At 58.0% G+C, this 22,313-nt stretch carries 19 protein-coding genes, 1 tRNA gene and 1 pseudogene; 15 read left to right on the forward strand and 6 right to left on the reverse strand.

All coding sequences use genetic code 11. The annotated features are described in order from the left end of the window. Positions 1–102: 102 nt before the first annotated feature. The 4 genes from R84865_RS09530 (at position 103) to R84865_RS09545 (ending at position 3,586) form a co-directional block, all read left to right on the forward strand. The gene (locus R84865_RS09530) at positions 103–900 is read left to right on the forward strand and encodes a cytochrome C assembly family protein (protein ID WP_435631782.1); all 798 of its coding nucleotides are present in this window, start codon (positions 103–105) and stop codon (positions 898–900) included. Between the two features lie 343 nt (positions 901–1,243). After that, positions 1,244–1,573 carry a PepSY domain-containing protein gene (locus R84865_RS09535; protein ID WP_435631783.1) on the forward strand — a complete coding sequence of 110 codons (330 nt, stop codon included), beginning with the start codon at positions 1,244–1,246 and terminating at the stop codon, positions 1,571–1,573. A 16-nt stretch (positions 1,574–1,589) separates the two neighbouring features. Continuing rightward, positions 1,590–2,276: a response regulator transcription factor gene (locus R84865_RS09540; protein WP_435631784.1), complete on the forward strand. Its 687-nt coding sequence runs from the start codon at positions 1,590–1,592 to the stop codon at positions 2,274–2,276. A gap of 53 nt (positions 2,277–2,329) precedes the next feature. After that, positions 2,330–3,586 (forward strand): ATP-binding protein, encoded by a 1,257-nt coding sequence (locus R84865_RS09545; RefSeq protein WP_435639504.1) that lies wholly within the window; start codon positions 2,330–2,332, stop codon positions 3,584–3,586. A gap of 66 nt (positions 3,587–3,652) precedes the next feature. Here the strand turns inward: R84865_RS09545 and R84865_RS09550 are convergent, their stop codons facing one another. Next, complete coding sequence (locus R84865_RS09550; protein WP_435631786.1) at positions 3,653–5,572, reverse strand: MFS transporter; 1,920 nt, start codon at positions 5,570–5,572, stop codon at positions 3,653–3,655. After that, a complete protein-coding gene (locus tag R84865_RS09555; RefSeq protein ID WP_435637419.1) occupies positions 5,569–6,183 on the reverse strand; it encodes a TetR/AcrR family transcriptional regulator in 615 nt (204 codons plus the stop codon). The genes R84865_RS09550 and R84865_RS09555 overlap by 4 nt, the downstream gene beginning before the upstream one ends. A gap of 383 nt (positions 6,184–6,566) precedes the next feature. Here R84865_RS09555 and R84865_RS09560 point away from each other — a divergent pair, with 383 nt between their 5' ends. The 5 genes and pseudogenes from R84865_RS09560 to R84865_RS09580 all read left to right on the forward strand — a co-directional run bounded on the left by R84865_RS09560 (position 6,567) and on the right by R84865_RS09580 (position 14,045). Next, positions 6,567–9,452 (forward strand): insulinase family protein, encoded by a 2,886-nt coding sequence (locus R84865_RS09560; protein WP_435639505.1) that lies wholly within the window; start codon positions 6,567–6,569, stop codon positions 9,450–9,452. Between the two features lie 333 nt (positions 9,453–9,785). Then, positions 9,786–10,187, forward strand: a pseudogene (locus R84865_RS09565) (heavy-metal-associated domain-containing protein); the annotation flags it as partial. Positions 10,188–10,418: 231 nt separating this feature from the next. Beyond that, on the forward strand, positions 10,419–12,920 hold the full coding sequence (locus tag R84865_RS09570; protein WP_435639576.1) for a heavy metal translocating P-type ATPase: 2,502 nt from the start codon (positions 10,419–10,421) through the stop codon (positions 12,918–12,920). Positions 12,921–12,930: 10 nt separating this feature from the next. Next, entirely contained in the window at positions 12,931–13,560 is a 630-nt protein-coding gene (locus R84865_RS09575) for a DUF5134 domain-containing protein (RefSeq protein ID WP_435637421.1), read from the forward strand. Beyond that, complete coding sequence (locus R84865_RS09580) at positions 13,557–14,045, forward strand: hypothetical protein (RefSeq protein WP_435631790.1); 489 nt, start codon at positions 13,557–13,559, stop codon at positions 14,043–14,045. Before R84865_RS09575 ends, R84865_RS09580 begins: the two co-directional genes overlap by 4 nt. 3 nt (positions 14,046–14,048) lie before the next feature. Here R84865_RS09580 and sbcB read toward each other — a convergent pair whose 3' ends face one another. From sbcB to minC, 4 genes are all read right to left on the reverse strand, one after another. Then, a complete protein-coding gene (gene sbcB / locus R84865_RS09585; RefSeq protein WP_435639506.1) occupies positions 14,049–15,512 on the reverse strand; it encodes an exodeoxyribonuclease I in 1,464 nt (487 codons plus the stop codon). A 70-nt stretch (positions 15,513–15,582) separates the two neighbouring features. Continuing rightward, a complete protein-coding gene (gene minE, locus R84865_RS09590) occupies positions 15,583–15,840 on the reverse strand; it encodes a cell division topological specificity factor MinE (RefSeq protein ID WP_435631792.1) in 258 nt (85 codons plus the stop codon). Continuing rightward, entirely contained in the window at positions 15,837–16,655 is an 819-nt protein-coding gene (minD, locus tag R84865_RS09595) for a septum site-determining protein MinD (protein WP_435631793.1), read from the reverse strand. Before minD ends, minE begins: the two co-directional genes overlap by 4 nt. A 193-nt stretch (positions 16,656–16,848) precedes the next feature. Continuing rightward, positions 16,849–17,589, reverse strand: coding sequence for a septum site-determining protein MinC (minC, locus tag R84865_RS09600; protein ID WP_435637424.1), 741 nt, complete (start codon positions 17,587–17,589; stop codon positions 16,849–16,851). Positions 17,590–17,986: 397 nt separating this feature from the next. On the opposite strand from minC, the gene R84865_RS09605 reads away from it, so the two are divergent. From R84865_RS09605 to R84865_RS09630, 6 genes are all read left to right on the forward strand, one after another. After that, a tRNA-Met gene (locus R84865_RS09605) sits at positions 17,987–18,063 on the forward strand. A gap of 480 nt (positions 18,064–18,543) precedes the next feature. Then, on the forward strand, positions 18,544–19,257 hold the full coding sequence (locus tag R84865_RS09610) for an MtnX-like HAD-IB family phosphatase (protein ID WP_435639507.1): 714 nt from the start codon (positions 18,544–18,546) through the stop codon (positions 19,255–19,257). Further along, complete coding sequence (locus R84865_RS09615; RefSeq protein WP_435639508.1) at positions 19,254–20,189, forward strand: alpha/beta hydrolase; 936 nt, start codon at positions 19,254–19,256, stop codon at positions 20,187–20,189. Before R84865_RS09610 ends, R84865_RS09615 begins: the two co-directional genes overlap by 4 nt. 4 nt (positions 20,190–20,193) lie before the next feature. After that, positions 20,194–20,553, forward strand: a complete 360-nt coding sequence (locus tag R84865_RS09620; RefSeq protein ID WP_435639509.1) for an EamA family transporter — start codon at positions 20,194–20,196, stop codon at positions 20,551–20,553. 55 nt (positions 20,554–20,608) lie between these two features. Continuing rightward, a complete protein-coding gene (locus R84865_RS09625; protein WP_435637426.1) occupies positions 20,609–21,001 on the forward strand; it encodes a DMT family transporter in 393 nt (130 codons plus the stop codon). 2 nt (positions 21,002–21,003) lie between these two features. After that, on the forward strand, positions 21,004–22,305 hold the full coding sequence (locus tag R84865_RS09630; protein WP_435639510.1) for a DegT/DnrJ/EryC1/StrS family aminotransferase: 1,302 nt from the start codon (positions 21,004–21,006) through the stop codon (positions 22,303–22,305). The last annotated feature ends 8 nt before the right edge of the window (positions 22,306–22,313 follow it).

Genomic DNA, 22,313 nt, shown 5'->3' on the forward strand with positions numbered 1-22,313 from the left:
CAGCGTCTCTCCATCCATCACCTACCGTTAGCATGCAAGAGTCGCTATAGTGGAAGACGTTTTTAACGCTAATCCTTTCTCACTTACCAGGCCACTATCGGGATGTATGCAGTATTACCCTGCGCACTGCTCGCCATTCTGCTTTATCTAGCAGGAGGAATTTGGCAAGCCTGCGTGCTGGGCCGCAAAACCGACTCTAACCCCGCGCTGGTAAGAAGTACCGGGCTGATCGCCTCTGCGCTGCACGCCGTTACGCTTTACGTCATTATCTATAAAGGCGCAGGCACCTATAACCTGGGCATTCTCGAAACGCTTAGCCTTGTGTGCTGGGTAATGACGCTGCTTACTCTGCTTGCTAGTCTGGCAAGCCCTCTCATTGCCGCCACCGCGGTGCTACTTCCGCTTAGCGCCATCAGTCTGGTCACGCTAGTAGGCCTGCCAGCTTCATTGAACTACAACCACTTTCCGCCAGGCGTGCTGGCGCATATTGCCGGCTCTATTCTCGCCTTTTCGCTGTTTGCGATTGCTGCTGCGCAAGCCTGTCTGATTGCACTGCAGGATCGTGCGCTTAAAACCAAGCGTCTGCGCGGTATCGTGCAGGTGCTGCCGCCGCTCACGCAAATGGAGCGCATGCTGTTCGCCTTGATTACGCTCGGCATGATCTTCCTTACCCTCGCGATTATCTCTGGCGCGCTGTTTGTGTTCGATTCCTCGGCCGAATATCTGACGTCCAAGGCACTGCTATCGATACTGGCATGGCTGATCTTCGGCGCACTGCTATGGCAACGTCAGTCAAGCGGCTGGCGAGGCCGCCGTGCTGCGCGCTGGACACTGATCGGCATGGGCGTGCTAGTGCTTACCTACATAAGCAGCCGTTTGATACTGGACACAGCGCCGTAACCCATCGCCATCAAACGTTAGCCCCACCGGCCCCCACCATTAGCGGTTCGCGGCTAGAGAACCGCCTCCCGGCAAATGCTACTCAAAGCGCTCGGACTAGCCCCTTTCAGCATTTTAAGGCTCATAACAGGCGACGACGGCTCACCGCTGGTCTTATGTGCGAAAATGTTCCGGATGCCCCGTGTACCTGAGATACCCTAACAGGCTACTCGAGCGCCTCTGCCGCTTCTCTGAAGATCAAGACACCGACTCCCTTACGATGTCCATTTCTATCACGATACTTCTCTGCGAGCAGTCACGGCGACTGCTAAACTGTTCGTTAACGAAGTCAAGGAGAAACGATATGGCAATCTCCCGGCTTTGGATTTGGGCCGCGCTGAGTCTGCTCGCGTGTGCATGGCTGAGCCTGACCGCACCGTACGCAAGCGCTCACGAGTGCAAGCGGAAAGAGATTGATCACGAAGAGGCACTTCAGCTAACGGCCAGCGGCGCCATCCTGCCACTTGAAAGGGTCATCGGCATTGCTCAGGTCACGCACCCCGGGAAAATGCTGGAAGCATCTCTTGAGCGCTACCACCATCGGTACGTGTACTCGATAGAGATATTGGATGAACAGGATCAGGTATGGGACCTGCTGATCGACGCGGTCAGCGGCAAACGTATCAACCCCTGAATACAGGATTTGAGATATGCGCTTGTTACTTGTTGAAGACAATGTCCCCCTTGCCGATGAGCTGAACGCACTGTTCACACAAAATGGCTACGCCGTCGACTGGTGCACTGATGGTCGCGATGCAGCCGTAATGGCGATTAATATTCCGTTCGATGCCATCGTACTCGATTTGGGATTGCCGGGACGTCCCGGCCTTCAGCTACTGGAAGAGTGGCGCAAGAACGGTCTGGATACGCCCATTCTTATCTTGACCGCCCGCACCAGTTGGAGCGAGCGCATTACCGGCTTGCGTGCAGGCGCTGACGACTATGTGCCCAAACCCTTCCACCCCGACGAGTTGCTGCTGCGTTTGCAGGGCCTGATGCGCCGCCGTCATGGACGCAGCCCCACCCCCAAACTGTCCGTCGGTGGCGTGGTACTGGATGAAGCCAGCCAATGCGCGGCAACGCTCAGCAGCGCCGATCCGGTCGGCCTGACGCGCGCCGAATTTGCCATCCTGCGCTACATGATGCTGCACCCGGAGCATGTTATCCCGAAAGACCGTCTACTTGATCACCTCTACGACAGTGAACATGAGCGCAACCCGAACGTGGTCGAAGTGCATATCAACCACCTGCGCCAGAAACTGGGCCGTGGCGTCATTGTGACTCAACGCGGGCAGGGCTATCGTTTTGGCGGCAGTGCGAAACCAGAAACGGCGTGATTTCCCTCACCAGGCGACTGGCCCTAGGACTTTTGGCAGCAGGGTTGGTCGTTATGTTCCTGCTGGCTCACGGCAGCGTGCTGTTATTCGACCGCGCCTTTCGTGATTACCTAGGGTCGCGCCTTCAAGAGGACGCCCAAAGCCTGATGAAAGATGCCATCGACCGTAATGGCAAACTCAATCTTTCATCGCTGCCTTTCCGCGGTCGCTATAACCAGGTGTACTCGGGGCACTACTTCTCCCTTCAGATGGACAGAGCGACCGAGATTCGCTCGCGCTCCTTGTGGGACAAACGTCTTCCCGAAGTATCTCCCGGGCTTGCCCGCCGACTCGCTCAAGGACCGGAGCACCAGCAGCTCCTGGTCTGGAGCGGCACCTTCCGTCAGGATGGCCATCGCTTCGACATCACGACCGCCCTCGATTACACCAGCGTTGCGGAAAATCTCAATTGGCTGCGCTTTTCCATATGGATGCTGGGAGGGCTACTGGCGATCCTGCTGGTGGTCATTCAGCAGCACGTTATTCGTATAGTGCTCGCCCCCTTGGGTCAGGTACGTAAAGAGCTGGAGCTGCTGAATGATGGCCATCGTCTCCAGATTGATACCTCGGTGCCCGTCGAAATAGCGCCAGTGGTTAACGAGCTGAATCACCAGTTGGAACGCATCGAGCGCGTGCTAACGCGTTCCCGAGACGGCATTAGCAACCTGGGGCATGCACTAAAAACACCCATCGCTGTGATGGAAGCGCAGCTGGGACGGCGTGAATTCGACCAGCTTCCTGAATTACGCGACGCCCTTGCTGCTCGGCTCGCCGATATTCACCGCTTGGTGCAGTGCGAGCTACAGCGTGCCCGGCTCGACACGCGCAACTCGACGCACAAGTCGCACTTCCAGCCCGAGCAAGAGCTGCCCGCACTGATTTCCACACTGGCAGAAATTTACCCGCACATCGCGTTTCACTACTCCACCGCACAGGCTCCCGACACCTTGCCGTGGGAAAGCGAAGATGTGCTCGAAGTATTGGGCAACGTGCTGGATAACGCGGGCAAGTGGGCGCACTCTCAGGCCCGGTTGACCTTGCGCCAACACCACAACAGCGTCGAGTTTATTATCGAAGACGATGGACCGGGCATTGCGCCGGAAAAACGCACTCAGGTGCTCAGCCGCGGCACTCGTCTCGACGAACGCGTTAGCGGCCACGGATTGGGCCTAGGTATCGTGGAGCAGGTGGTTAGCTTCCACGGCGGCAAACTTTATCTGGAAGAGAGCGAACTGGGCGGCCTCAAGGCCATTATTCGCTTACCGCTATAAGCAAACGAACAACGCCCACCGTTGAATCTCAACGGTGGGCGTTGTCTTTGGTACCAGGCTAGACCGCTATTTACCGCCGCCTAGCTCTTCTTTTACCTGCAACACGCGGTCGCGCAGCACGCGCCGATCGTTCCACTGGGTGTAGGGCACCGAAGCACCAAAACCAAGCCGCACCTTGCGCCTGAAACGCGTTGGCCAGCGCTTGAACGGCCGCCCCCTGCGATACGAACCCCACGAGCCCCACAACCCTGAAATTGCGGCAGGTATAACCGGCACAGGGTCGCGCTTCAGAATGGTTTCTACACCACGGCGGAATTCGGCAATATTGCCGTCTCGGGTAAGCCTTCCCTCGGGAAAGATCATGACCACTTCGCCATTGCGTAGCGCAGCGCTCACCTCGTTCAGCGCACGCCGCAAATCCTTCGGGTTGCGCTTGCCAAGATCGACCGGGATCGCGCCCGCAATACGGCAGAACCAGTTGAGCCAAGGCGACTCGTACGCCGGCGTATCCATCATGAAGCGCAGCAGTCGCGGGCTGGTACCGCCTAGCAGCAGTGCGTCCATGTAGCTGACGTGATTGCACATTACCAACGCGGGCCCGGTATCGGGAATGTTATGTCGCCCTGACAGCTTCAAGCGATAGCAAAGGCGCAGCACAATAAAGATACAGATACGCAGCACCGGACGCGGATACTTTACCGCCAGCAGAATGCCCAGGCTTAGCGAGAGCGCGGCGACCAATCCGAAGTAAAGATGCAGTGAAATGCCCAGCACGCCCAGCAAGAACGCTGCACCGAGCGCTGATATCACCATGAACAGCGCATTGATGATGTTATTGGCGGCAATAATGCGAGAGCGATGTGCGTCGTTGCCTGATGTTTGCAAACGCATATAGAGTGGAATGATCAACAAACCGCCGCCCACACCGATCAAGGCGAGATCGACGAACATCCACCACAGCCGCCAGCTAAACAGCAGCTCCGCCAGCGAGTGAAGCTGAGCGGAATCGGAGAAGGCTGGGTGATACGCGAAATCAAGGCCAGCCAGGCCAATCAGCAGCGCGCCGAGGGGAATAAGGCCAAGCTCCATGCGCCCCGCCGACAAGCGCGCGCACAACAGTGAACCCAGCCCGATACCAACCGCGAAGGCCGCCAACAAGAAGCTGACAACACTGCCGCTGCCGTGTACCACCGTGGCCACCCACTGGGGGAGCTGAGTGAGGTAGCTAACCCCCAGAAACCAAAAGGTGCTGATGCCAAGAATCGTGTTGAAAATGCGCCGCTGCTGCCAGGCCGTACGCAGCACCTCAACGCTTTGGCGAACCGGCGCGATGGCTACCTTGTGCCCTTCCACGGGCGGCGCCGAAGGTACGAAGTAGGCGGCAACCACGCCTGCCGCCGAGACACCTACCAACACCAGCGACACACTAACGCTCGCCCACCAGCCGGACAGCGACACTAATACGCCTGCCAACACGATACCCAACAGAATGGCGAGGAAGGTGGCAAGCTCTACCCACGCATTGGCAACGACCAGCTTACGACGCGGCACCTGCTGCGGCAGAATCGCGTACTTCACCGGCCCGAACAGCGCCGCTTGCGTACCCGCCAGAAACAGCAACAGCAGCAACCCTACGAATGCCTGATACCAGATCAGCAGCGCCGCCACGCTCATCGTTATCAGTTCGAGCCACTTGATGGCGCGTATCAGGGTGCGCTTGTCGATAGCATCAGCGAGAGTGCCGCCCCAGCCCGAAAACAGCAGCAGCGGCACGATAAACAAGCCCGCGGCGACATTGTTAACGATGCCGATATCCCACCCATACGCCGGCACGGCGACATAGGTAAGCAATAGCAGCAGCACCTGTTTGAAGAAATTATCACTGAAAGCACCGCAGGCTTGTGCCCAAAAAAGCGGCGCAAAAAAGCGCGCGCCCATCAGACCGCGCCGTGAATCCATTGAGGGTGTAACAGTCGATTGCGTCATTGCGTGAACTTACGATTCCCCAGCGCGGCGAGCGTCATGGCGAGCAGTTGATCCAGCAGATCTTCTACCTTGATAGGATTGCCCTGATAAAACCCCAAACGCTCGGTCATGCCCAACTGCACCAGTCCATGCACGCTGCCCCACAGCGTGCGTGCCAAACGATAAGCATCGTCGGCGCTGAAACTGGGATGGAGTTCCTTGAGCGCCTGCTCAACACGCACAAAGGACGACTCGATCGCCAGATTTTGGCGTTCATCGAGCTCTCCTTCCTGCGCTAGCGGATACTCGAATAGCAGTTGCCAACGGTGCGGATGCTGATAAGCAAACTGCCAATAGGCATGCGCCAGTACCCTGAGACGCTCCTCGGGACTGAGCGTATCTGCGTGCTGGATGTCAGCGTTAAGAGAGGTGAGCGTTTCAACGTTCACATACTGCAGTAAATTGTTGAAACTTCCGTAAAGCTTAAGAAGAGTGCTGGGGGCGCACCCCAAACTGCGTGCAATTGAGCGCAGCGAGAGCGTTTGCACGGGCTGAGTGTCAAGCCACTCGTCGCACGCAGCCATCACCTGCGCATGCAGAGTCTCGGGCGCATGTTGACGTGGACGAGCCATCATCTACTCCTGAAAGATAGGGCGACATTAGTGTAATATAAAACAGTGTTTTCGTATCTTATCCATGCGGCACGTAAAGGCAAACAAAAAAGTCTTAACGTTTCGCCATGCGAATCCTGTCTTGGGTCGCTTCTTATACTACAAGATTAAGTATCCCTTATGTCGATCGGTTGAGAAGCACGCGATTTCGCCTAACAATAAGCACTTGGCCCCAGCGTAAAAGAGCATGCCAAACGCTGGAGCGATCGTTCATGGTCATACCCACCGCGCCGTTCACCCGAGGATCCTGTTGCGCCGCGGTACATCCGTTGCGGGCAGCGTCATTGCGTCAATTGGCCGTATCCGCTCCACTCGACTGCTTCTTTTATTTGTCAGGACTACCTATGCCAGCTCACTCGATGCGCCACCGTGCCCTTCTTATCATTCCTGCGCTCGTAATCAGTGCAGGGATAGCGGCTCCGCTGCCCAGTGCCGCGTGGGCGGCACCTCAGCAAGCGTCCAGCCAGCAATCCTCTACCGCGCTGCCAGGGCTGCCGCCTTACGCGCCCGATTCCCAACAGGTCCATAAAAGTCCCAACGACAAGGCAGACTATCGTGCCTTGCGCTTGCCGAATGGATTGGAAGTACTGCTGGTGCATGATGATCGCGCTGATCGCGCGGCGGCGGCAGTCAATGTACGCGTGGGATCCTCGGCGGACCCGAAGGATGTGCCCGGGCTGGCGCATTTCAACGAGCATATGCTGTTTCTGGGCACCGATCGCTATCCGCAAGCGAGCAATTATCAGGATTATCTGGGCAATCACGGCGGCAATTCGAACGCCTTTACCGCTGATCGCGACACTAACTACTTCTTTGATATTCCGCCTGCGGCCTTCACCGGAGCCTTTGATCGCTTCGCACGCTTTTTCGTCGCGCCGCGTTTTAATGCCAGCCACGTTAACCAGGAGCGCCATGCGATCGACTCCGAGTATCACATGGGACTGCGCAACGAGAATCGGCGCACTTGGGACGCACTAAGCCATGCCATTAATCCGGCGCATCCCTTCGCGCACTTTGCAGTGGGTAACCTGGATACCCTGAAAGATGGACAGCAGCCGCTGCGCCAGCGCTTGCTCGAATTCTATCGCCAGCACTACTCCGCTGACCGCATGACGCTCACCATGATGGGGCCGCAGTCGCTGGATACGCTGGAACATCTGGCGCGCACTCGCTTCAGCGATGTGCCGGAACACAAGGTCGCGCAGACCAATATCGATGTCCCGCTGTTCGCACAGGGGCAGCTTCCCGAGAAGGTCGAGGTGAAGTCCAACGTCGATGGCCGTAACCTCAGCTTTAACTTCCCCGTGCCTGATTCCGAGCGCTACCCGCGCAGCCAGCCCGACAACTACCTTGCCAACCTGATCGGTCACGAGGGCCCCGGTAGCATTCTCGCTGCTCTGCGCCATGCGGGATTGGCGGATGGACTCAGCACAGGCCTTAGCCGCAGCGATGGTAACCATGCGCTGTTCACGGTATCGGTAGAGCTGACTCCTAAAGGTGCCCAGCATCAGGATGACGTTCAGGCGACGCTGTTCGCCTACATCGACAAGATTCGACAGGGCGGCATTGAACAGTGGCGCTTCGACGAGCAGTCAACCCTGCTGCGCCAGCATTACCCGTTCGAACAAACCAGCTCCGACGCCAATCGTGCCAGCGGGCTGAGCATGGCAATGGCGCGCCTGCCGGTAAGCGAAATCAATGTCGCGGGCTACCGCATGGATCACTTCGATCCGGATCTCATCAAGCACTATCTTGATCAGATGCGCCCCGACAACCTGCTGCGCGTGTACGCCAGCCCTGACGTGAAAGGCTCGCAGCAAAGTCAGTGGTATCACACCCCCTACACCCTGACGCATGTTGAGCATTGGCCGCAGGCGCAAGCCGTTGGCCAACTCGCGCTACCTGAGCGGAATACCTTTATCGCCAAGGACTTCACGCTTGAAAAGGTACAGGACCCACGCCCGCGCCGACTGATCAATCAGCCCGGGATGGATCTCTGGTACCAGGGCAACCATTCATTCGGTACTCCTAGCGTTAACTGGTCAATCGCACTATTCAGTCCGCTGAAGGGAACCGACGTGCGTGAAGGCTTGCTCACTACCATGCTGGCAGGCTGGCTGAACGACAGCTTATCGGAATCGCTATATCCCGCGGCCCTTGCTGGACAAACCGCAGGCGCCTCTGTACAGCGCCGTGGCATTGCCATTGATCTGTCAGGCTGGCGCGATCGTCAGCCCGAGATCTTCGATACGCTGATTCATCAACTCAAGGATGCCCCCATCGATCAGGCCAGCTTCGAACGCCTGAGCCAGCAGTTCAAGGATGACCTCAACAACCAACGCCAAGGCTATCTGTACCACAGTCTGATGCGCGTTATTCCTGACCAGCTGATTACTCCGGAGTGGAACTCGGCACGCGGCCTGGATGAACTCAACCACATTACCCTTGAAGATTTGCGCCAGTTCCGCGAGCGCTGGCTGAAGTCGCTGCACGTAACGGCGCTGGCGGTGGGTAACCTGACGCAGGATGATGCGATCGCTTCTGCGAAGGTGCTCGATCAGCTCAAGCCGCGCGTGGCAATGAAGGATATTCCTGCCCTCCAAACCTTGTCGGTAAGCGACAACTTGCCCGCTTTCCGCCCGACCACTGAAAGCACCGATGCCGGGGCGCTGATGGTAAAAACCATCCCTGACACCACGCTTGCGACCAAGGCGGCCTGGTCGGTGCTGGGGCAACTGCTATCGTCTCCGTTTTATGACAGCCTGCGCACCGAGCAGCAGTTGGGCTATGTCGTTAACGCTGACTATACGGCGATCATGCGCGCTGGCGGCATAGCCATGCTGGTGCAGTCGCCCACTCATTCGAGTCAGCAGCTGTTTGACCGTATCAACGACTTCACCGAGCAGTTCTCGCCAACCATCGACAAGCTCGACGACGCGACCCTGGCGCACTACAAAAGCGCCATTCGCTCGCAGCTGCTTGAGCGTGACCATACGCTGGGCGAACTGGCTAGCTCGCAGTGGTCACTGTTGAATTTACAGGAGCTCAACTTCGACTACCGCCAGCGCCTGGCGCTTGCGGTTGACCGACTCAGCGTGGCTGATATCAAAGCGGCATGGAAAACCTTCAAGCAGGCGCCCGCACTCAAGGCCGCCAGCGATAAGGGCGTGCCGCCAAACGATCGTGACTACAACGCCAGCGACAGCCTGAAGCCGTTTACCGACAGCTAAACGCTCCGCTGTTCACACCAGAGCCCGTCCTTCCGTTAAGGTTGGACGGGCTCTATTCATGCGATCTTTCCACCGCTTACCCCACGCATATACGTCGAGCCTTCGCCATGGATCTCACATGATCTATCGCTGCTCGTCATTGACGTCCCACTCATATTAATTGGTGTTGAAAGCGAGTTGCGCCCCACTCGCGGTACTCATACACTCGGCCGCATCAAATTTGATCGGCTTCCCGCTTCAGCGCTGCCGCTTTCTTCTTCGACCAACCGTAAAACGCTGTACCATGTGAGCCCCATTGTTTAACGCTTTGTCTAAAGCAGTCCGAGTAGCCTCATGCACAATCAGGACGATACGCTCACGCATCTCGAGATTCCCTTGGCCAGGCCACTCGAGGCCTCGCGAATAGCCTCAATTCAGACGGCGCTCACCTCACTGAACGGAGTAACCGCTGCCAACGTTAACGGCGATCGCACTTCGCTGTCGGTCACCGTGAATGCCGATGCGCGCCATGGCGACATTCTGAACTGCCTTGAAGCTCAGCAGATAGCGCTTGCCATCAACGACATCGATCTGCGGGTAGCGGGCATGTACTGTGCCGCCTGTGCTACCACCATTGAACAGCAGTTTGAAACGATCGAAGAAGTTCGCCGCTGCAGCGTTAACGTGGCCATGGGCACCGTCCATCTCTCGGTCATCGAAGGCACCGATGAACAGCGACTGAACGGTGCCATAGCGCGCGCCGGCTACCGCTCACTGGGGCGACAAAGCGCACACTACGCCGTCGATGATGCTCGCAGGGAGCGCCGTCGGCTCGGTATTGCCACGCTGGTAGCCGCACTACTGGCAACGCCCATCATGGCGATCGAGATGGGCCGCCACCTGATTCACGACCTCGACTTCTGGCTGATGTTTACTCCCAATGCTTATTGGCAGGTGGCAATAGGCATGAGCGTACTGGCAACGCTAATCCAGTTCGGCCCCGGCTGGCGTTTTTATCGCCACGGAGTGCCCGCGCTGTGGCGTGGCAGCCCCAACATGGACTCGCTGGTGATGCTCGGCAGCAGTGCCGCCTGGGGATATTCGACGCTGATTCTGTTCGTACCGCAGCTATTACCGCCAAACAGCCATCTGCTCTACTTCGAATCATCGTCGATGATCGTCACCCTGATTCTGTTTGGGCGCTATTTGGAAGCCATCGCCAAAGGCCGTACCAGCAGCGCTATCGAGAAGCTACTGGCGATGCAAGCGAGCACAGCGCTGCGAATTACCCCGCAGGGGGAAGAAGAAGTCGCCATTAGCGAGATCAACAGCGGCGAGCGTATTCGCATTCGCCCCGGCGAACGGTTGCCCGTAGACGGTGTGGTCGAAGATGCCGATGCCTATCTCGATCAATCAATGCTAACCGGCGAATCCCTGCCAGTACTTCGCCAGCGCGGCGAACAGGTCGAAAGCGGCAGTATCAATTGCGGCAGCAGCTTTACCTGCCGCGCCACGCGGGTGGGCGAACACAGCACCTTGTCGCGCATCATTCAGATTGTGCAGCGCGCCCACGCCAGCAAGCTGCCCATTCAATCCCTCGCCGACCGCATTACGCGCCGTTTCGTGCCGGCCATTCTATTGATTGCCGTTGGCTCACTGGTCACTTGGCTAACGCTGGCACCTCCCAACGTGGCCTGGATGATGGGCATCGTTAGCGCCATTTCCGTGCTGGTGATTGCTTGTCCTTGTGCCATGGGGCTGGCCACGCCGACATCAGTAATGGTCGCCAGCGGTGAAGGCAGTCGAATCGGCCTTCTGTTCCAGCGCTCCACTGCTCTTCAGCAGCTTGAAACCATCGACTACGCCATTTTCGACAAGACTGGCACCCTTACCCGCGGCAAGCCGGAACTTCACCGGTTGATTATCTATCACGGCAGCGAAACGGCGGCACTTGGCGCAGCAGCAGCGCTGGAGCGCCACTCGGAGCACCCGCTAGGACGCGCGCTGATCAATGCGGCGCAAGCGCGCAACATCAATGGCTTTAGCGCTAGCGAGGTCGTTTCGACGCCGGGCAAGGGCATCGCCGGAACGGTGAACGGACAGCACGTAGTAGTAGGCGGCAGCGGCGCGATGACCACCGCACAGATTGATCCCCAACCCTTCGAGCAAGACGTCAACAACGCCGCTGCGCAAGGATTGACGGCGGTATTTATCGCGGTGGAAGGTCGCATTGTCGCGCTGGCGATTATTGGCGATCGCATTCTGCCCACCGCCGCGCGCACCATGGTGGCGCTCGCCCAGCAAGGCATTACGCCAATGATCCTGAGCGGTGATCACCCGACTACCGTGGCTGCCGTCGCTGAGAAACTGGGCGTTAGCGATGCTCGAGGTGGGCTTGATCCTGCCCAGAAACACCAGGCCATTGATCAATTGATCGCGCAGGGACATCGGGTGGTCTATGCGGGCGACGGCATTAACGACGCCCCGGCGCTGGCGAGCGCTACTGTCGGTATCGCGGTGGGCAGGGGCACGGATGTTGCCATCGATGCCGCAGAGATCATCCTTATGCACAGCGATCCCGGCCAGTTGCTTAACGCCATTGCGCTATCGCGTGCCACCATGCGCAATATCCGCCAGAACCTGGGCTGGGCGTTCGGCTACAACGTTCTCTGCATTCCTCTGGCTGCCGGCCTTTACTACAGCTTCTTCGAGTGGATGCTATCACCACAGGCAGCCGCCTGCGTGATGGCGCTCTCCAGCCTGCTGGTCGTCCTGAATGCGCTGCGTCTGCGCCCGTTCAAGCCGCCGTTCATTGGAGCGCCCGCCGTCACCGAGCTGCTCCACGATGATGCTCCCTATCGCATTGCTGATGCAGCGCACATGCTCGCCGTACCGGAAGCCACTCTTACCGCCGTGGCCGCGCAAAACGGATTCGACAACGCGCTGCAGCACTTCGCCAGCAGCGCCGACATAAGCCGCTTGTGCTGGCTGGCACTGGCTGTTCAGGAAAATATACCCGTACCACAGCCGTTGCCGTGGTTCAGCGAGACAAGCAGCACGCCATTACTTGATCTCGACGCCATTGAGCGACGCATCAGCCGAGCGATAACCATCACCACTCGCTGGTTAGAAAACGGCTTTGACGAAACTACGGCAGCGCCCAGCAGCGATACATCATTGAAAGCACTGGCTGCCAACGCATCAGTATCGAGCGCTATGCTCGATCACTATATCGCCACCGGTCTGTTGCAAGGTGCCCCACAGCAGCCAGCGTCGGCGGACGATACAAGGCGCCTGGCGTTGATTCGTGAAGCGCGTTTGGCGGATGTGTCCCTCGAAACCACTCAGACGTTATTCGACGCATCTGCCAGCGAGCTGAATCGCCGCGAGGCTGGGCTGATCCATCTAGAGCGTCTTGGCGCTCGCCGAGATATTGCGCGTCGGGCCAAGGATACCGATCCGTCCGCACACTCCCCTACCACTCCTTGAGGATATTGCCATGATCGAGTCAGATTGGCTGCGCTGGCTGATTACCGCGCTGTTTGCGTTCGCTGCCATCGATTCTGCCTACCGCATTATCAGGCCAGAGCGCTCCATTCTGCGCTACTGTCACCTTTGGCACCTGCTAATGGCGCTAGCAATGCTGGCGATGAGCTGGCCATGGGGACACCAGTTGCCTGCCTTGCCGCAGGTGGTGCTGTTTAGCGTGGCAACGCTATGGTTTGTGTGGCTTGGTATTAGCGGTGGCTGCTGTGCAACTGATGATCCGCACCGCAACCTGACTCGCTTATCGATGGGCTATCACGCCCTGATGATGGCGGCGATGGCATGGATGCTGCTGGATATGGCCAGCATGGCCGGCATGAGTGATATGAGCGGAATGGCACATCACGCCCATCATGCGATGTCCCATGACGCTCATCACATGGCTCAGCCATCTTCCTCTTTGCTGTCGCGCTATCGCGAGGTGATCGGCCAAGCCTGGATCTTTGTATTCACGCTGAGCACGCTCTACTACCTGCTGAAAAGCTGCGTAAGGGTAATCAACCGGCATCGGGTTGTCGTGGAAGAGCTCAGCCAAGCGGCGATGGCACTCGGCATGCTGACGATGATAGGCGTAACGCTATGAACTGGCGCTGTCTCGCGGGGCTAGCGCTATGTGGAGTGCTGGCAGGCTGCAATCCGATCAGCGCTGATCAGCGTGTCGGACAGTGGAAGCTGGACAAGCCGGTAGAGGTACCGGGCAGTTCGATGGGCAAAGCTTACGTGTATCTCGATATCAGTTGGCAGAACAGCGGCATGGGCACGCGTAACTATCAGCTCGATCAAACGGTACGCGTACCTGCCACTGCGGATCAGCCCAGCAATGCCAACTGGCGTCAGATGGCGACGTTGATTACTGCGCGCGGGGAAGATGGCAAAGAGCGGCAATGGTGGCAGTTTGGCCGCGCCTTCCCGATGCTGCGCGGCGATCACGGCACGCTGTGCGAATCGGGTAACAAGTGCCCATTGAGACTGACCGAGGACGGCCAGCATTTGGAGGGTACGCTGCTTATTTTCGATACGCCGGTCAGCATGCGCCTGACCCGCATCGATGCACTGCGGCGGCAGTAGGCGCTAGCCGAACGCCTGCGCGGGCATGATCGCCTCAACGTGAATCGCCAGCTCTTCCAGCAACCGACGCTGACGCTCGTCCTCCGCCGACAGCGTTTGGTTAAGTCGCTCTATTTCGCGCGCGAACGCTTGCAGCGTTAGTGACGACAGCTGCGAAGAGTTGAAACGCTCCCAGCGCAGGGCGTCCCAGCGTTCGCGCTCTTCGCCTTCCAGGGTGTCGGGATAACTGCGCGCGCGCATTCTAAAGAGCATTTCCTCAAGGCGAGGGTCCTGAAACGACGGCGTCACGCCTACCAGATCCCAACCATGATGCTGATGCACCTGCGCCATGGCCGCTTTATCATCTTTACTAAAGAAAGCACCCGAATAGAGCATGAGATCGGGGTCATCCACTGAATCCTGATAGCCACCCGAGAATACCGCCGCCACCTTGTCGGCCAAATCGGTTGCCGAGGCAAGCGCTTGCCAATGCTGCTGCGCCTGATCGCGGTCGATATTCAAACGCTCTGCAGCCGTCGCATCGAGGGTGTTGATCGGCAGCAACACAGGGCTTTGATTGACCTGCACCACCTTGAGCGGAATCCGCTCAACACCTTCCGACAGCTCTTCGCGACTTACAAACACGCGCTCGCGAATTTCTTCCACCGACAGCGATAGCAGCGGCTCAGGGTCAACCGACAAATCCGCCACAATCACGCCATTGGCGTTGCTGGGATGTCGTGCCAGCGGTGCGATCAGCGCACAGCAGCCGCGTGCCGCAGGATAGCGCCGCGAGATGTGCACCATCGGCTTGCGCGCACCGATGTCCAGCAAACTGTTAACACGGTGCTTGTCGCGCAGCCCCAACAGGTGGGAAAACAGCTTGGCGTTGCACGATTTCAGCAGCTTGGCCATTTCGATGGTAGCGCGCACATCCGCCAGCGCGTCGTGGGCATCAGCGTGTTCGATACCGTTGGCTACCGACAGCTGATCCAGCTTGAAGCTGGGAACGCGCCGCCCTTGGGCATCCTCACGCATCGGCCATTCGATACCTTCCGGCCGCAGTGCGTAGAAGGTGCGCACCGCATCGATCAAATCCCAGCGTGAATTGCCGTTTTGCCATTCGCGAGCATAGGGGTCGAGCAGGTTGCGATAGAACAGATGCCGCGACACCTCGTCGTCGAAACGCAGCGAGTTATAGCCTACCGAGCAAGTGCCCGCCACGCTCATCAGTTCGTTGATACGTTCGGCAAATTCCATCTCAGGCAAGCCGCGACGGTTGGCCTGCTGCGGGGTAATACCCGTAATCAGGCACGCCATGGGGTGCGGTAGGTAATCTTCTGCCTGACGACAGTAGAGCACCTCCGGTTCACCGATCGGATTGAAATCAGCGTCAGTTCGAATGGCGGCAAACTGGGAAGGACGATCCCGCCGCGGATCTGTCCCGAAGGTTTCGTAATCGTGGAACAGGAAAGTAGGCTCTGACACAGCTTGCTACCTAACGCATGAGAGGCGGGGAAGAGAGCGACCAGCGCCATGGGCGCCGATCGCCAGGACGTCAGCCTTCCTGGTTGGGAAGCGTCACGTTGAGCTCGAGCACCGAGCAGTCAGCGTCACGATCAAGGCTGATGTTAATGGCATCGTCGTCTACTTCGACATAGCGACGAATCACTTCGAGCAGTTCTCGCTCAAGCATGGGCATGTAGTCGGGCTGGCCGCGCTGACCGCGCTGGTGCGCGACAATAATCTGCAGCCGCTCCTTGGCAACGGACGCAGACTTCTTGTTCTCACCCCTTAAGAAATCAAGCAGTCTCACCGACGACCCCCTCCGAACACACGGCTCAAGAACCCACGTTTCTGCTCTTCATGGAAGCGCAACGGACGGTCTTCGCCCAGCAGACGATCGACGGTATCGCCGTATGCCTGACCGGCATCGCTGTCGTGGTCATGAGTGACCGGCACGCCCTGGTTGGAAGCGCGCAACACGGCTTCCGACTCGGGGATCAGCCCCAGCAGCGGGATCGATAGAATCTCGCGAATATCTTCCAGATTAAGCATGTCGCCGCTGGTGACGCGGTTCGGCGAGTAGCGAGTGATCAGCAGATGTTCCTTGAGCGGATCGCCCCCTTGCTCGGCGCGACGCGTCTTCGAGCTTAACAGCCCCAGAATACGGTCGGAGTCACGTACCGAGGAGACTTCAGGGTTAGTGACGACCACTGCTTCATCGGCGAAGTACATGGCGAGCTGGGCACCGCGCTCGATACCGGCCGGCGAATCGCAGATGATGAAGTCGAAGTCTTCTTTCAGCGTGTCGAGTACCCGCTCAACGCCTTCGAGCGTAAGTGCGTCTTTATCCCGCGTTTGAGAAGCAGGCAGGACGTAGAGGTTATCGATGCGCTTGTCGCGAATCATCGCCTGGTTTAGCCCGGCTTCGCCCTGGATAACGTTAATCAGGTCGTAGACAACGCGGCGCTCGCAGCCCATGATCAAATCAAGGTTACGCAGGCCCACGTCGAAATCGATCACGATGGTTTTTTTGCCGCGCTGTGCCAGCCCGGTGGCGATAGCGGCTGCGCTGGTGGTTTTACCAACGCCGCCCTTTCCCGATGTCACTACTATGATCTTGGCCAAGGTAAGTTTCCTGTATGACGCAATTATCGACGCTCGGCCCCGCACGGTGGCTAGCACCCCAAGGCCCTTGTAGATACTTCCATCACAGCGATGGAAGAGCCGAATTTCTTATATAACTACCCATCGCTCTGATTCTACCTGCAATTGCTGGCAAGGCTAGCAGCAGTGCGACGGGCAGCCGAATAGGTGGCGATTACAGCTCGAATGCACTGATATCGAGCTGATCTTCTGCCATGTGAACCTGAACGCTCCTACCCAATAATGCAGGATCGATGTCTTCAAGCCGCTTATAGTTGCCTGCAACCGCGATGAGCTCAGCACGCAGCTCCTGACAAAACACCGCTGCGTCGAGATCACCGTGAATGCCTGCCAATGCCCGGCCGCGTAGCGCACCGTAAACATGAATGCTGCCTGCGGCGAGGATTTCGGCACCCGCGTTAACCGCACCGACCACAATCAAGTCGCCGCGCGGCGCGCTGAGTTGCTGTCCTGACCGCACCGTACCACGGAACACGCGCGCTCCGTAATGGTTTTCAGTGTCGCCTTGGTCGTCGCGGTTAGCCGCCGGAACCACCTGCTCAACCGGCGCTGCCTGCGTGGGCGTACGGGCTTCGTTGGGCGGGAACCAGCCCATCCCGAGCGCCCAGGCCGATTGCTTGATCTCATCACTGCCACCGCGCACTGCCACCGGCAGCAATTTATGCGCGCGCAGCATGGTGCAAAGCTTATCGAGCTCCAGCGCGCCGTCTTCCCATTTATCCAGCCCTAACACCACCGGCGTTTGCTGGAAGAAGGCCGGCGCCTGGCTGATTTTCCCACTAAGCTGCTGCTCAATGAGATCGACATCGTTTGAGGCTAGCTCAAGCACTGTCATCGGCAGCATCCCGCCTTTAAAGGTGAATGCTGCCGACTCGGCGTTCAGCTCTTGGCTCATCGATCGCTCCATACCTGAAAGGTACTCGTATTCAACAACATGCTATGGCGCATCCGATAGGTGAATATGACTAATAATAAGATCGGGCCTTGCGCTAGGCGTGACCCGAGTTGTCACGAACAACGGCGGCCTCGGTAATATATACCTTCTACCCTGCTCCACCCCGAGTACTCGAGCACTCCAGAGGGGGGCATTGAAAAGCGCCTGAAAACAGCGAGCGAGGCCGTGACAAGGCCCTTCACTGCGCCGGAAAACACCGAAACCGCCGCTCTCGACAGAGACTAGCAATTTTTATGATGCAACGCAGTCGCGAACTGCGATATCGCGCTAAATTTATATGCTGCGCGCGTATCTCCTTGACCTTCTGTAAAAAATCTGTAAGATTACGCCTCATTGATGCGGGGTGGAGCAGTCTGGTAGCTCGTCGGGCTCATAACCCGAAGGTCGTTGGTTCAAATCCAGCCCCCGCTACCAAATTTTAACCGGAAGCTTTTTAAAAAGGCTTCCGGTTTTTTATTGTCTCGCCATTGCCTACCCGCCTGAATCGCACCCTTTTCAAACTGCCGCTCCAGCAACTTTCAAAAAAGGAAATACATCGTCCTTTATTACGAAAACGTGGCGGCAAGCTTTATTCATTCTTAATATTGTAGTTTTTAAATCATCGCCGCTCTATTGTGCAAAAAAAGTTCACGCCAGCAAACCATCGTCGCTCATTTTCTCAAGACAATAATAGTTCGCCTCGAATACCCACATGGCGGCCTTTTCCTTAATTTCGACAACATTGCCTGATCGCGCTTCTGCCGCGTGAAATACGCCGCGCCGCAATAACAGCAATAATTATGAAAACTCCCCTTACTACCATCGGTTTAATCAATTACATACAATATCGGAAACAAATGAGGTCGCCATCATCGTGGCCTGACTATCTTCGGGCTACCGTTATGAGTAAACGTGATGACTAATGCACAGCGCTCACCGCTGACACATCAATCAGGCGCCTTCACCGGTTGGGAAATTCACTGCGACTTCGATGGCACCATCAGTCGGCAAGACGTCACTGACACCTTGCTCAACCGCTTTGGTCAACGCGGTTGGCAGGCTTACGAGGATGCGTGGGAGCGCGGCGAGATTGGCTCGCGCGAATGTATGGTGGCGCAAATTGCGCTGCTCGACATGAGCAAGGAAGAACTCGATCACTGCCTCGACATCATTGAGATCGACCCGGGCTTTATCGCTTTCGCTGCGGCAGCACGTCATGCGGGAATTCCGCTGATTGTCGTCAGCGACGGACTCGACTATGCCATCACCCGCATTCTGGCACGCGAGGGCATTACCGATGTTCCCGTCAGGGCCAATCGGCTGCTTCAGCACGACACGCGCGCATGGCGATTGGAAACGCCGTGGGCGAGCCCCGTATGCCCAAGCGCCAACTGTAAATGCCGAACTGCGAGAGAAGCCGCCTCGCGCGACAACGCGGTGCTGTATATAGGCGATGGCAGCTCCGATTTTTGCGTCTCGAAGCGCGCGCGTTTGGTGTTGGCAAAAGGCAAGCTGATCGACTTCTGCCAGACCCATCGCCTCCCCTTTCAATCCTTTAATCACTTTGAGCAACTAATGCCCACACTTGAACGTATCGTAGCGAGTACCACGCAGGACACCAAGGCATGAGCCTGACGCCATCGGCAGAACCGGCAGAACCGCAGCGCTCGTCTTCGGATGCCACTGCGCCCGAACCAGCGGGACTGTTGGAGCACGAGATCTGGATGCCAGGCCACGGTGAACACGCGCAAACCGGTGTGCTGCTGATTCACGGGTTAACGGGTACGCCTAACGAGATGCGCATTGTGGGGCGCGGGCTCAACAAGCAAGGGTTTACCGTCTTCGCGGTGAAGCTGGCGGGCCACTGCGGCACGGTCGAGGACCTGCTCGCGACCAGCTGGCACGACTGGCTTGATAGCGCATGCAGAGGCGCTGAGCTTCTGGCAACGCACGTCGACAAGATCGTTACCGGAGGGCTGTCGATGGGTGCTGTGCTGGCGCTAGCGCTGGCGCAGCGTCGCCCCCAATTGATTGACGGAGTGATGGCCCTTTCGACCACCTTTCGTCATGACGGTTGGAGTATTCCGTGGTGGGCACGCCCAATGACCGCACTGCTGCCCATCACCTGCAAGCTGGGCCTGGCACGCAACAAGGTGTTCAACGAGCAGCCGCCCTACGGCATCATGGACGAAGCCCTGCGCGCGATGATCGTTAAAAGCATGAACAGTGGCGACAGCGCCGAGGCTGGGCTACCGGGCAACCCCTGGTGGTCGGTAGCGGAGATGAAAAAGCTTTCGGAACATACCCGCCGTCACCTCGATAGCGTTTATGCCCCCTGTCTGGTGATGCACGCGCGCAATGACGATATCGCATCGGTCAAGAATGCCTACAAGATAGTAGCCGGCGCGCGCCATGCTGAAGTCACGCTGGTGCTGCTTACCGATAGCTACCACATGATTACCATTGATAAGCAGCGACGTCAGGTGATTGATACCACCATCGCCTTCGTCACTAACGTTCACAACCGCAAGTACAGCGTGACGTCGCATAATGATGAATAACAGCATGCTCTCACTGACCATCATCCTATGGGTGCTCAACGTGCTGGTGGACTCGGGCGGACAGCTCGCCTTCAAGGCCGCCGCCAGCCATCCTGATAGCGGCGATGGTGTTGAGCACTGGAAGCATATGGCCATGCGCCCTTGGCTGTGGATAGGCATCGCCTGCTACGTGTTCGAGTTTGTGCTGTGGTTGGCATTTCTATCGCTGGTGCCGCTATCGCTGGGCGTATTGATGGGATCGATCAATATCGTCGCAATCATGATTCTAGGCAGATTCATCTTCAAGGAGCGCCTTACGCCGATGCGCGTACTCGGTATTGTGCTGGTATCGCTTGGCGTGGCGGTGGTTGGTATACAGCTATGACTCACGCCGTTATGGCCTTTCAATGCCGCGTACATGTGCGGCTGCAGGTAGTGCGATGAAACGGTTTTACATCATTGGTTTTCTCGTCCTGATGGGCTTCGACACGCTCGCGCAGCTCAGCTTTAAAATGGCTGGAGAGCATGCGCTGCCGCTGGCGTTATCAACTGAATGGCTGGCGCGGGTGTTTGCTCACCCGTGGATTTACGGCGCCTTCGTTGGCTATATTGGCGCTTTTTTCACCTGGATGACGCTTCTGAAAAGCGCCCCGATTGGCCCGGCATTCGCTGCTTCTCACCTCGAGATTGTCTCGGTGCTGCTGATATCGGTGCTGTTTTTTGCTGAACCTTTCCATTGGCCACAAGCGTTGGGCGCGCTGCTGATTCTGGCAGGCATTGGCTGTCTGGCGGTCAGTGAGCGCGATATTGTCGAGCAGCAAGAGGCGCACTGACGATGTCGCCCCAGCCGCGTTCCGATGTCGCCAAACAACGCGCCGAGCCACCGCCCACCGGCGGACTGCCCGCGCGTGCGCGCGATTGGCTGCCGGGACGCTCGGACCTTACCGCTGAACTTGCGCGCTTTCTCGGGGTTGAGCGCGCCCTGCTCTCGTGCTCCGGCACGGCTGCACTGGTCGCCGCCCTCGATGCGCTGAAGGCCCGTGCGCCCGCACGCCGCAAAGTCATCATCCCCGCCTACACGTGCCCGCTGGTCGCCATTGCCGTCGTCCACTGTGGGCTCGAACCAATACTGTGCGACCTGCTGCCCGATAGCTTCGACCTTGAGCCTGAGCAGCTGGCACAGCTCTGCAGCAACGCCACGCTAGCGGTTGTGCCCACGCACTTCGGCGGGCGTGTCAGTGATATCGCGACCGCGGTTAGGATTGCTCACGCGCAGGGGGCTTGGGTGATTGAGGATGCAGCGCAAGCACTAGGGGCAACCATTGATGGCCATAGCGTCGGTTTGACGGGCGATATCGGCTTTTTCAGCCTGGCGGTAGGTAAGGGAATGACGTTGTTTGAAGGCGGCGTGCTGATCTCACGCGATGAAGCACTGCTTAACGCATGCGACCAGCAGCTGCACCAGCAGCAGCACCCATCGCGCTGGTCGCACAAACTCGGCGGATTACTGTGGGATGGTCGGCGCACCGCTGAGCTAATCGCCTATACGCTTGCCTATCGCCCGCGCTTGCTAAACTGGGCCTATGCCCGCGAGGTTCGTCGGGCACTGGCAGAAGGCGATTTGGTCGCAGCCGCCGGCGATGATTTTTCTCGCCAGATTCCGCTGCATCGCGTCGGCTACTTGCGCCGTCGTGCAGGCAGCAGTGCGCTGCAGCGCTTGCCCGAATGGCTAAGCCAGTGCTATCAGCAGGCCCAGCAGCGTCTTCCGCTGCTGCGGGCAATTAATGGCGTAACGGTACTGAGCGATAGCCCTCGGGCCCCTGCTGCTCAGGGCACATGGCCGGTGGTGATAGTCCTGCTTCCCAATCAGGCCATCCGCGATTGGGTACTGCATAGAAGCTGGGGAAAAGGCCTTGGCACCAGCCTGATGTTTGTTCACGCGCTACCCGACTATGAGTGCTACCGCGATATCTTTGCTGCCGAGGAAGGAGAGCAGGCGCCGAACGCGCGCCGGCTAGCGCAGCGCATGCTCGTGATCAGCAATAGCCCATGGCTCGACCAACCACGCTTTGAGCAACTGTGCGTATTGCTGCATCGCGCAACCAGCGAGGCGCGGGAATTACCAGCCACAGCATAGTCGTCGAC

Origin of the sequence: Carnimonas bestiolae, from assembly GCF_051251145.1 — a bacterium.
Taxonomy (GTDB): domain Bacteria; phylum Pseudomonadota; class Gammaproteobacteria; order Pseudomonadales; family Halomonadaceae; genus Carnimonas; species Carnimonas bestiolae.

Bases quoted from the DNA above. Each gene is read 5' to 3' on its own strand.
- R84865_RS09530 (WP_435631782.1), top strand. From the start codon at position 103: ATGTATGCAGTATTACCCTGCGCACTGCTCGCCATTCTGCTTTATCTA.
- R84865_RS09535 (WP_435631783.1), top strand. From the start codon at position 1,244: ATGGCAATCTCCCGGCTTTGGATTTGGGCCGCGCTGAGTCTGCTCGCG.
- R84865_RS09540 (WP_435631784.1), top strand. From the start codon at position 1,590: ATGCGCTTGTTACTTGTTGAAGACAATGTCCCCCTTGCCGATGAGCTG.
- R84865_RS09545 (WP_435639504.1), top strand. From the start codon at position 2,330: ATGTTCCTGCTGGCTCACGGCAGCGTGCTGTTATTCGACCGCGCCTTT.
- R84865_RS09550 (WP_435631786.1), bottom strand. From the start codon at position 5,572: ATGACGCAATCGACTGTTACACCCTCAATGGATTCACGGCGCGGTCTG.
- R84865_RS09555 (WP_435637419.1), bottom strand. From the start codon at position 6,183: ATGGCTCGTCCACGTCAACATGCGCCCGAGACTCTGCATGCGCAGGTG.
- R84865_RS09560 (WP_435639505.1), top strand. From the start codon at position 6,567: ATGCCAGCTCACTCGATGCGCCACCGTGCCCTTCTTATCATTCCTGCG.
- R84865_RS09575 (WP_435637421.1), top strand. From the start codon at position 12,931: ATGATCGAGTCAGATTGGCTGCGCTGGCTGATTACCGCGCTGTTTGCG.
- R84865_RS09580 (WP_435631790.1), top strand. From the start codon at position 13,557: ATGAACTGGCGCTGTCTCGCGGGGCTAGCGCTATGTGGAGTGCTGGCA.
- minC (WP_435637424.1), bottom strand. From the start codon at position 17,589: ATGAGCCAAGAGCTGAACGCCGAGTCGGCAGCATTCACCTTTAAAGGC.
- R84865_RS09610 (WP_435639507.1), top strand. From the start codon at position 18,544: ATGACTAATGCACAGCGCTCACCGCTGACACATCAATCAGGCGCCTTC.
- R84865_RS09615 (WP_435639508.1), top strand. From the start codon at position 19,254: ATGAGCCTGACGCCATCGGCAGAACCGGCAGAACCGCAGCGCTCGTCT.
- R84865_RS09620 (WP_435639509.1), top strand. From the start codon at position 20,194: ATGCTCTCACTGACCATCATCCTATGGGTGCTCAACGTGCTGGTGGAC.
- R84865_RS09625 (WP_435637426.1), top strand. From the start codon at position 20,609: ATGAAACGGTTTTACATCATTGGTTTTCTCGTCCTGATGGGCTTCGAC.
- R84865_RS09630 (WP_435639510.1), top strand. From the start codon at position 21,004: ATGTCGCCCCAGCCGCGTTCCGATGTCGCCAAACAACGCGCCGAGCCA.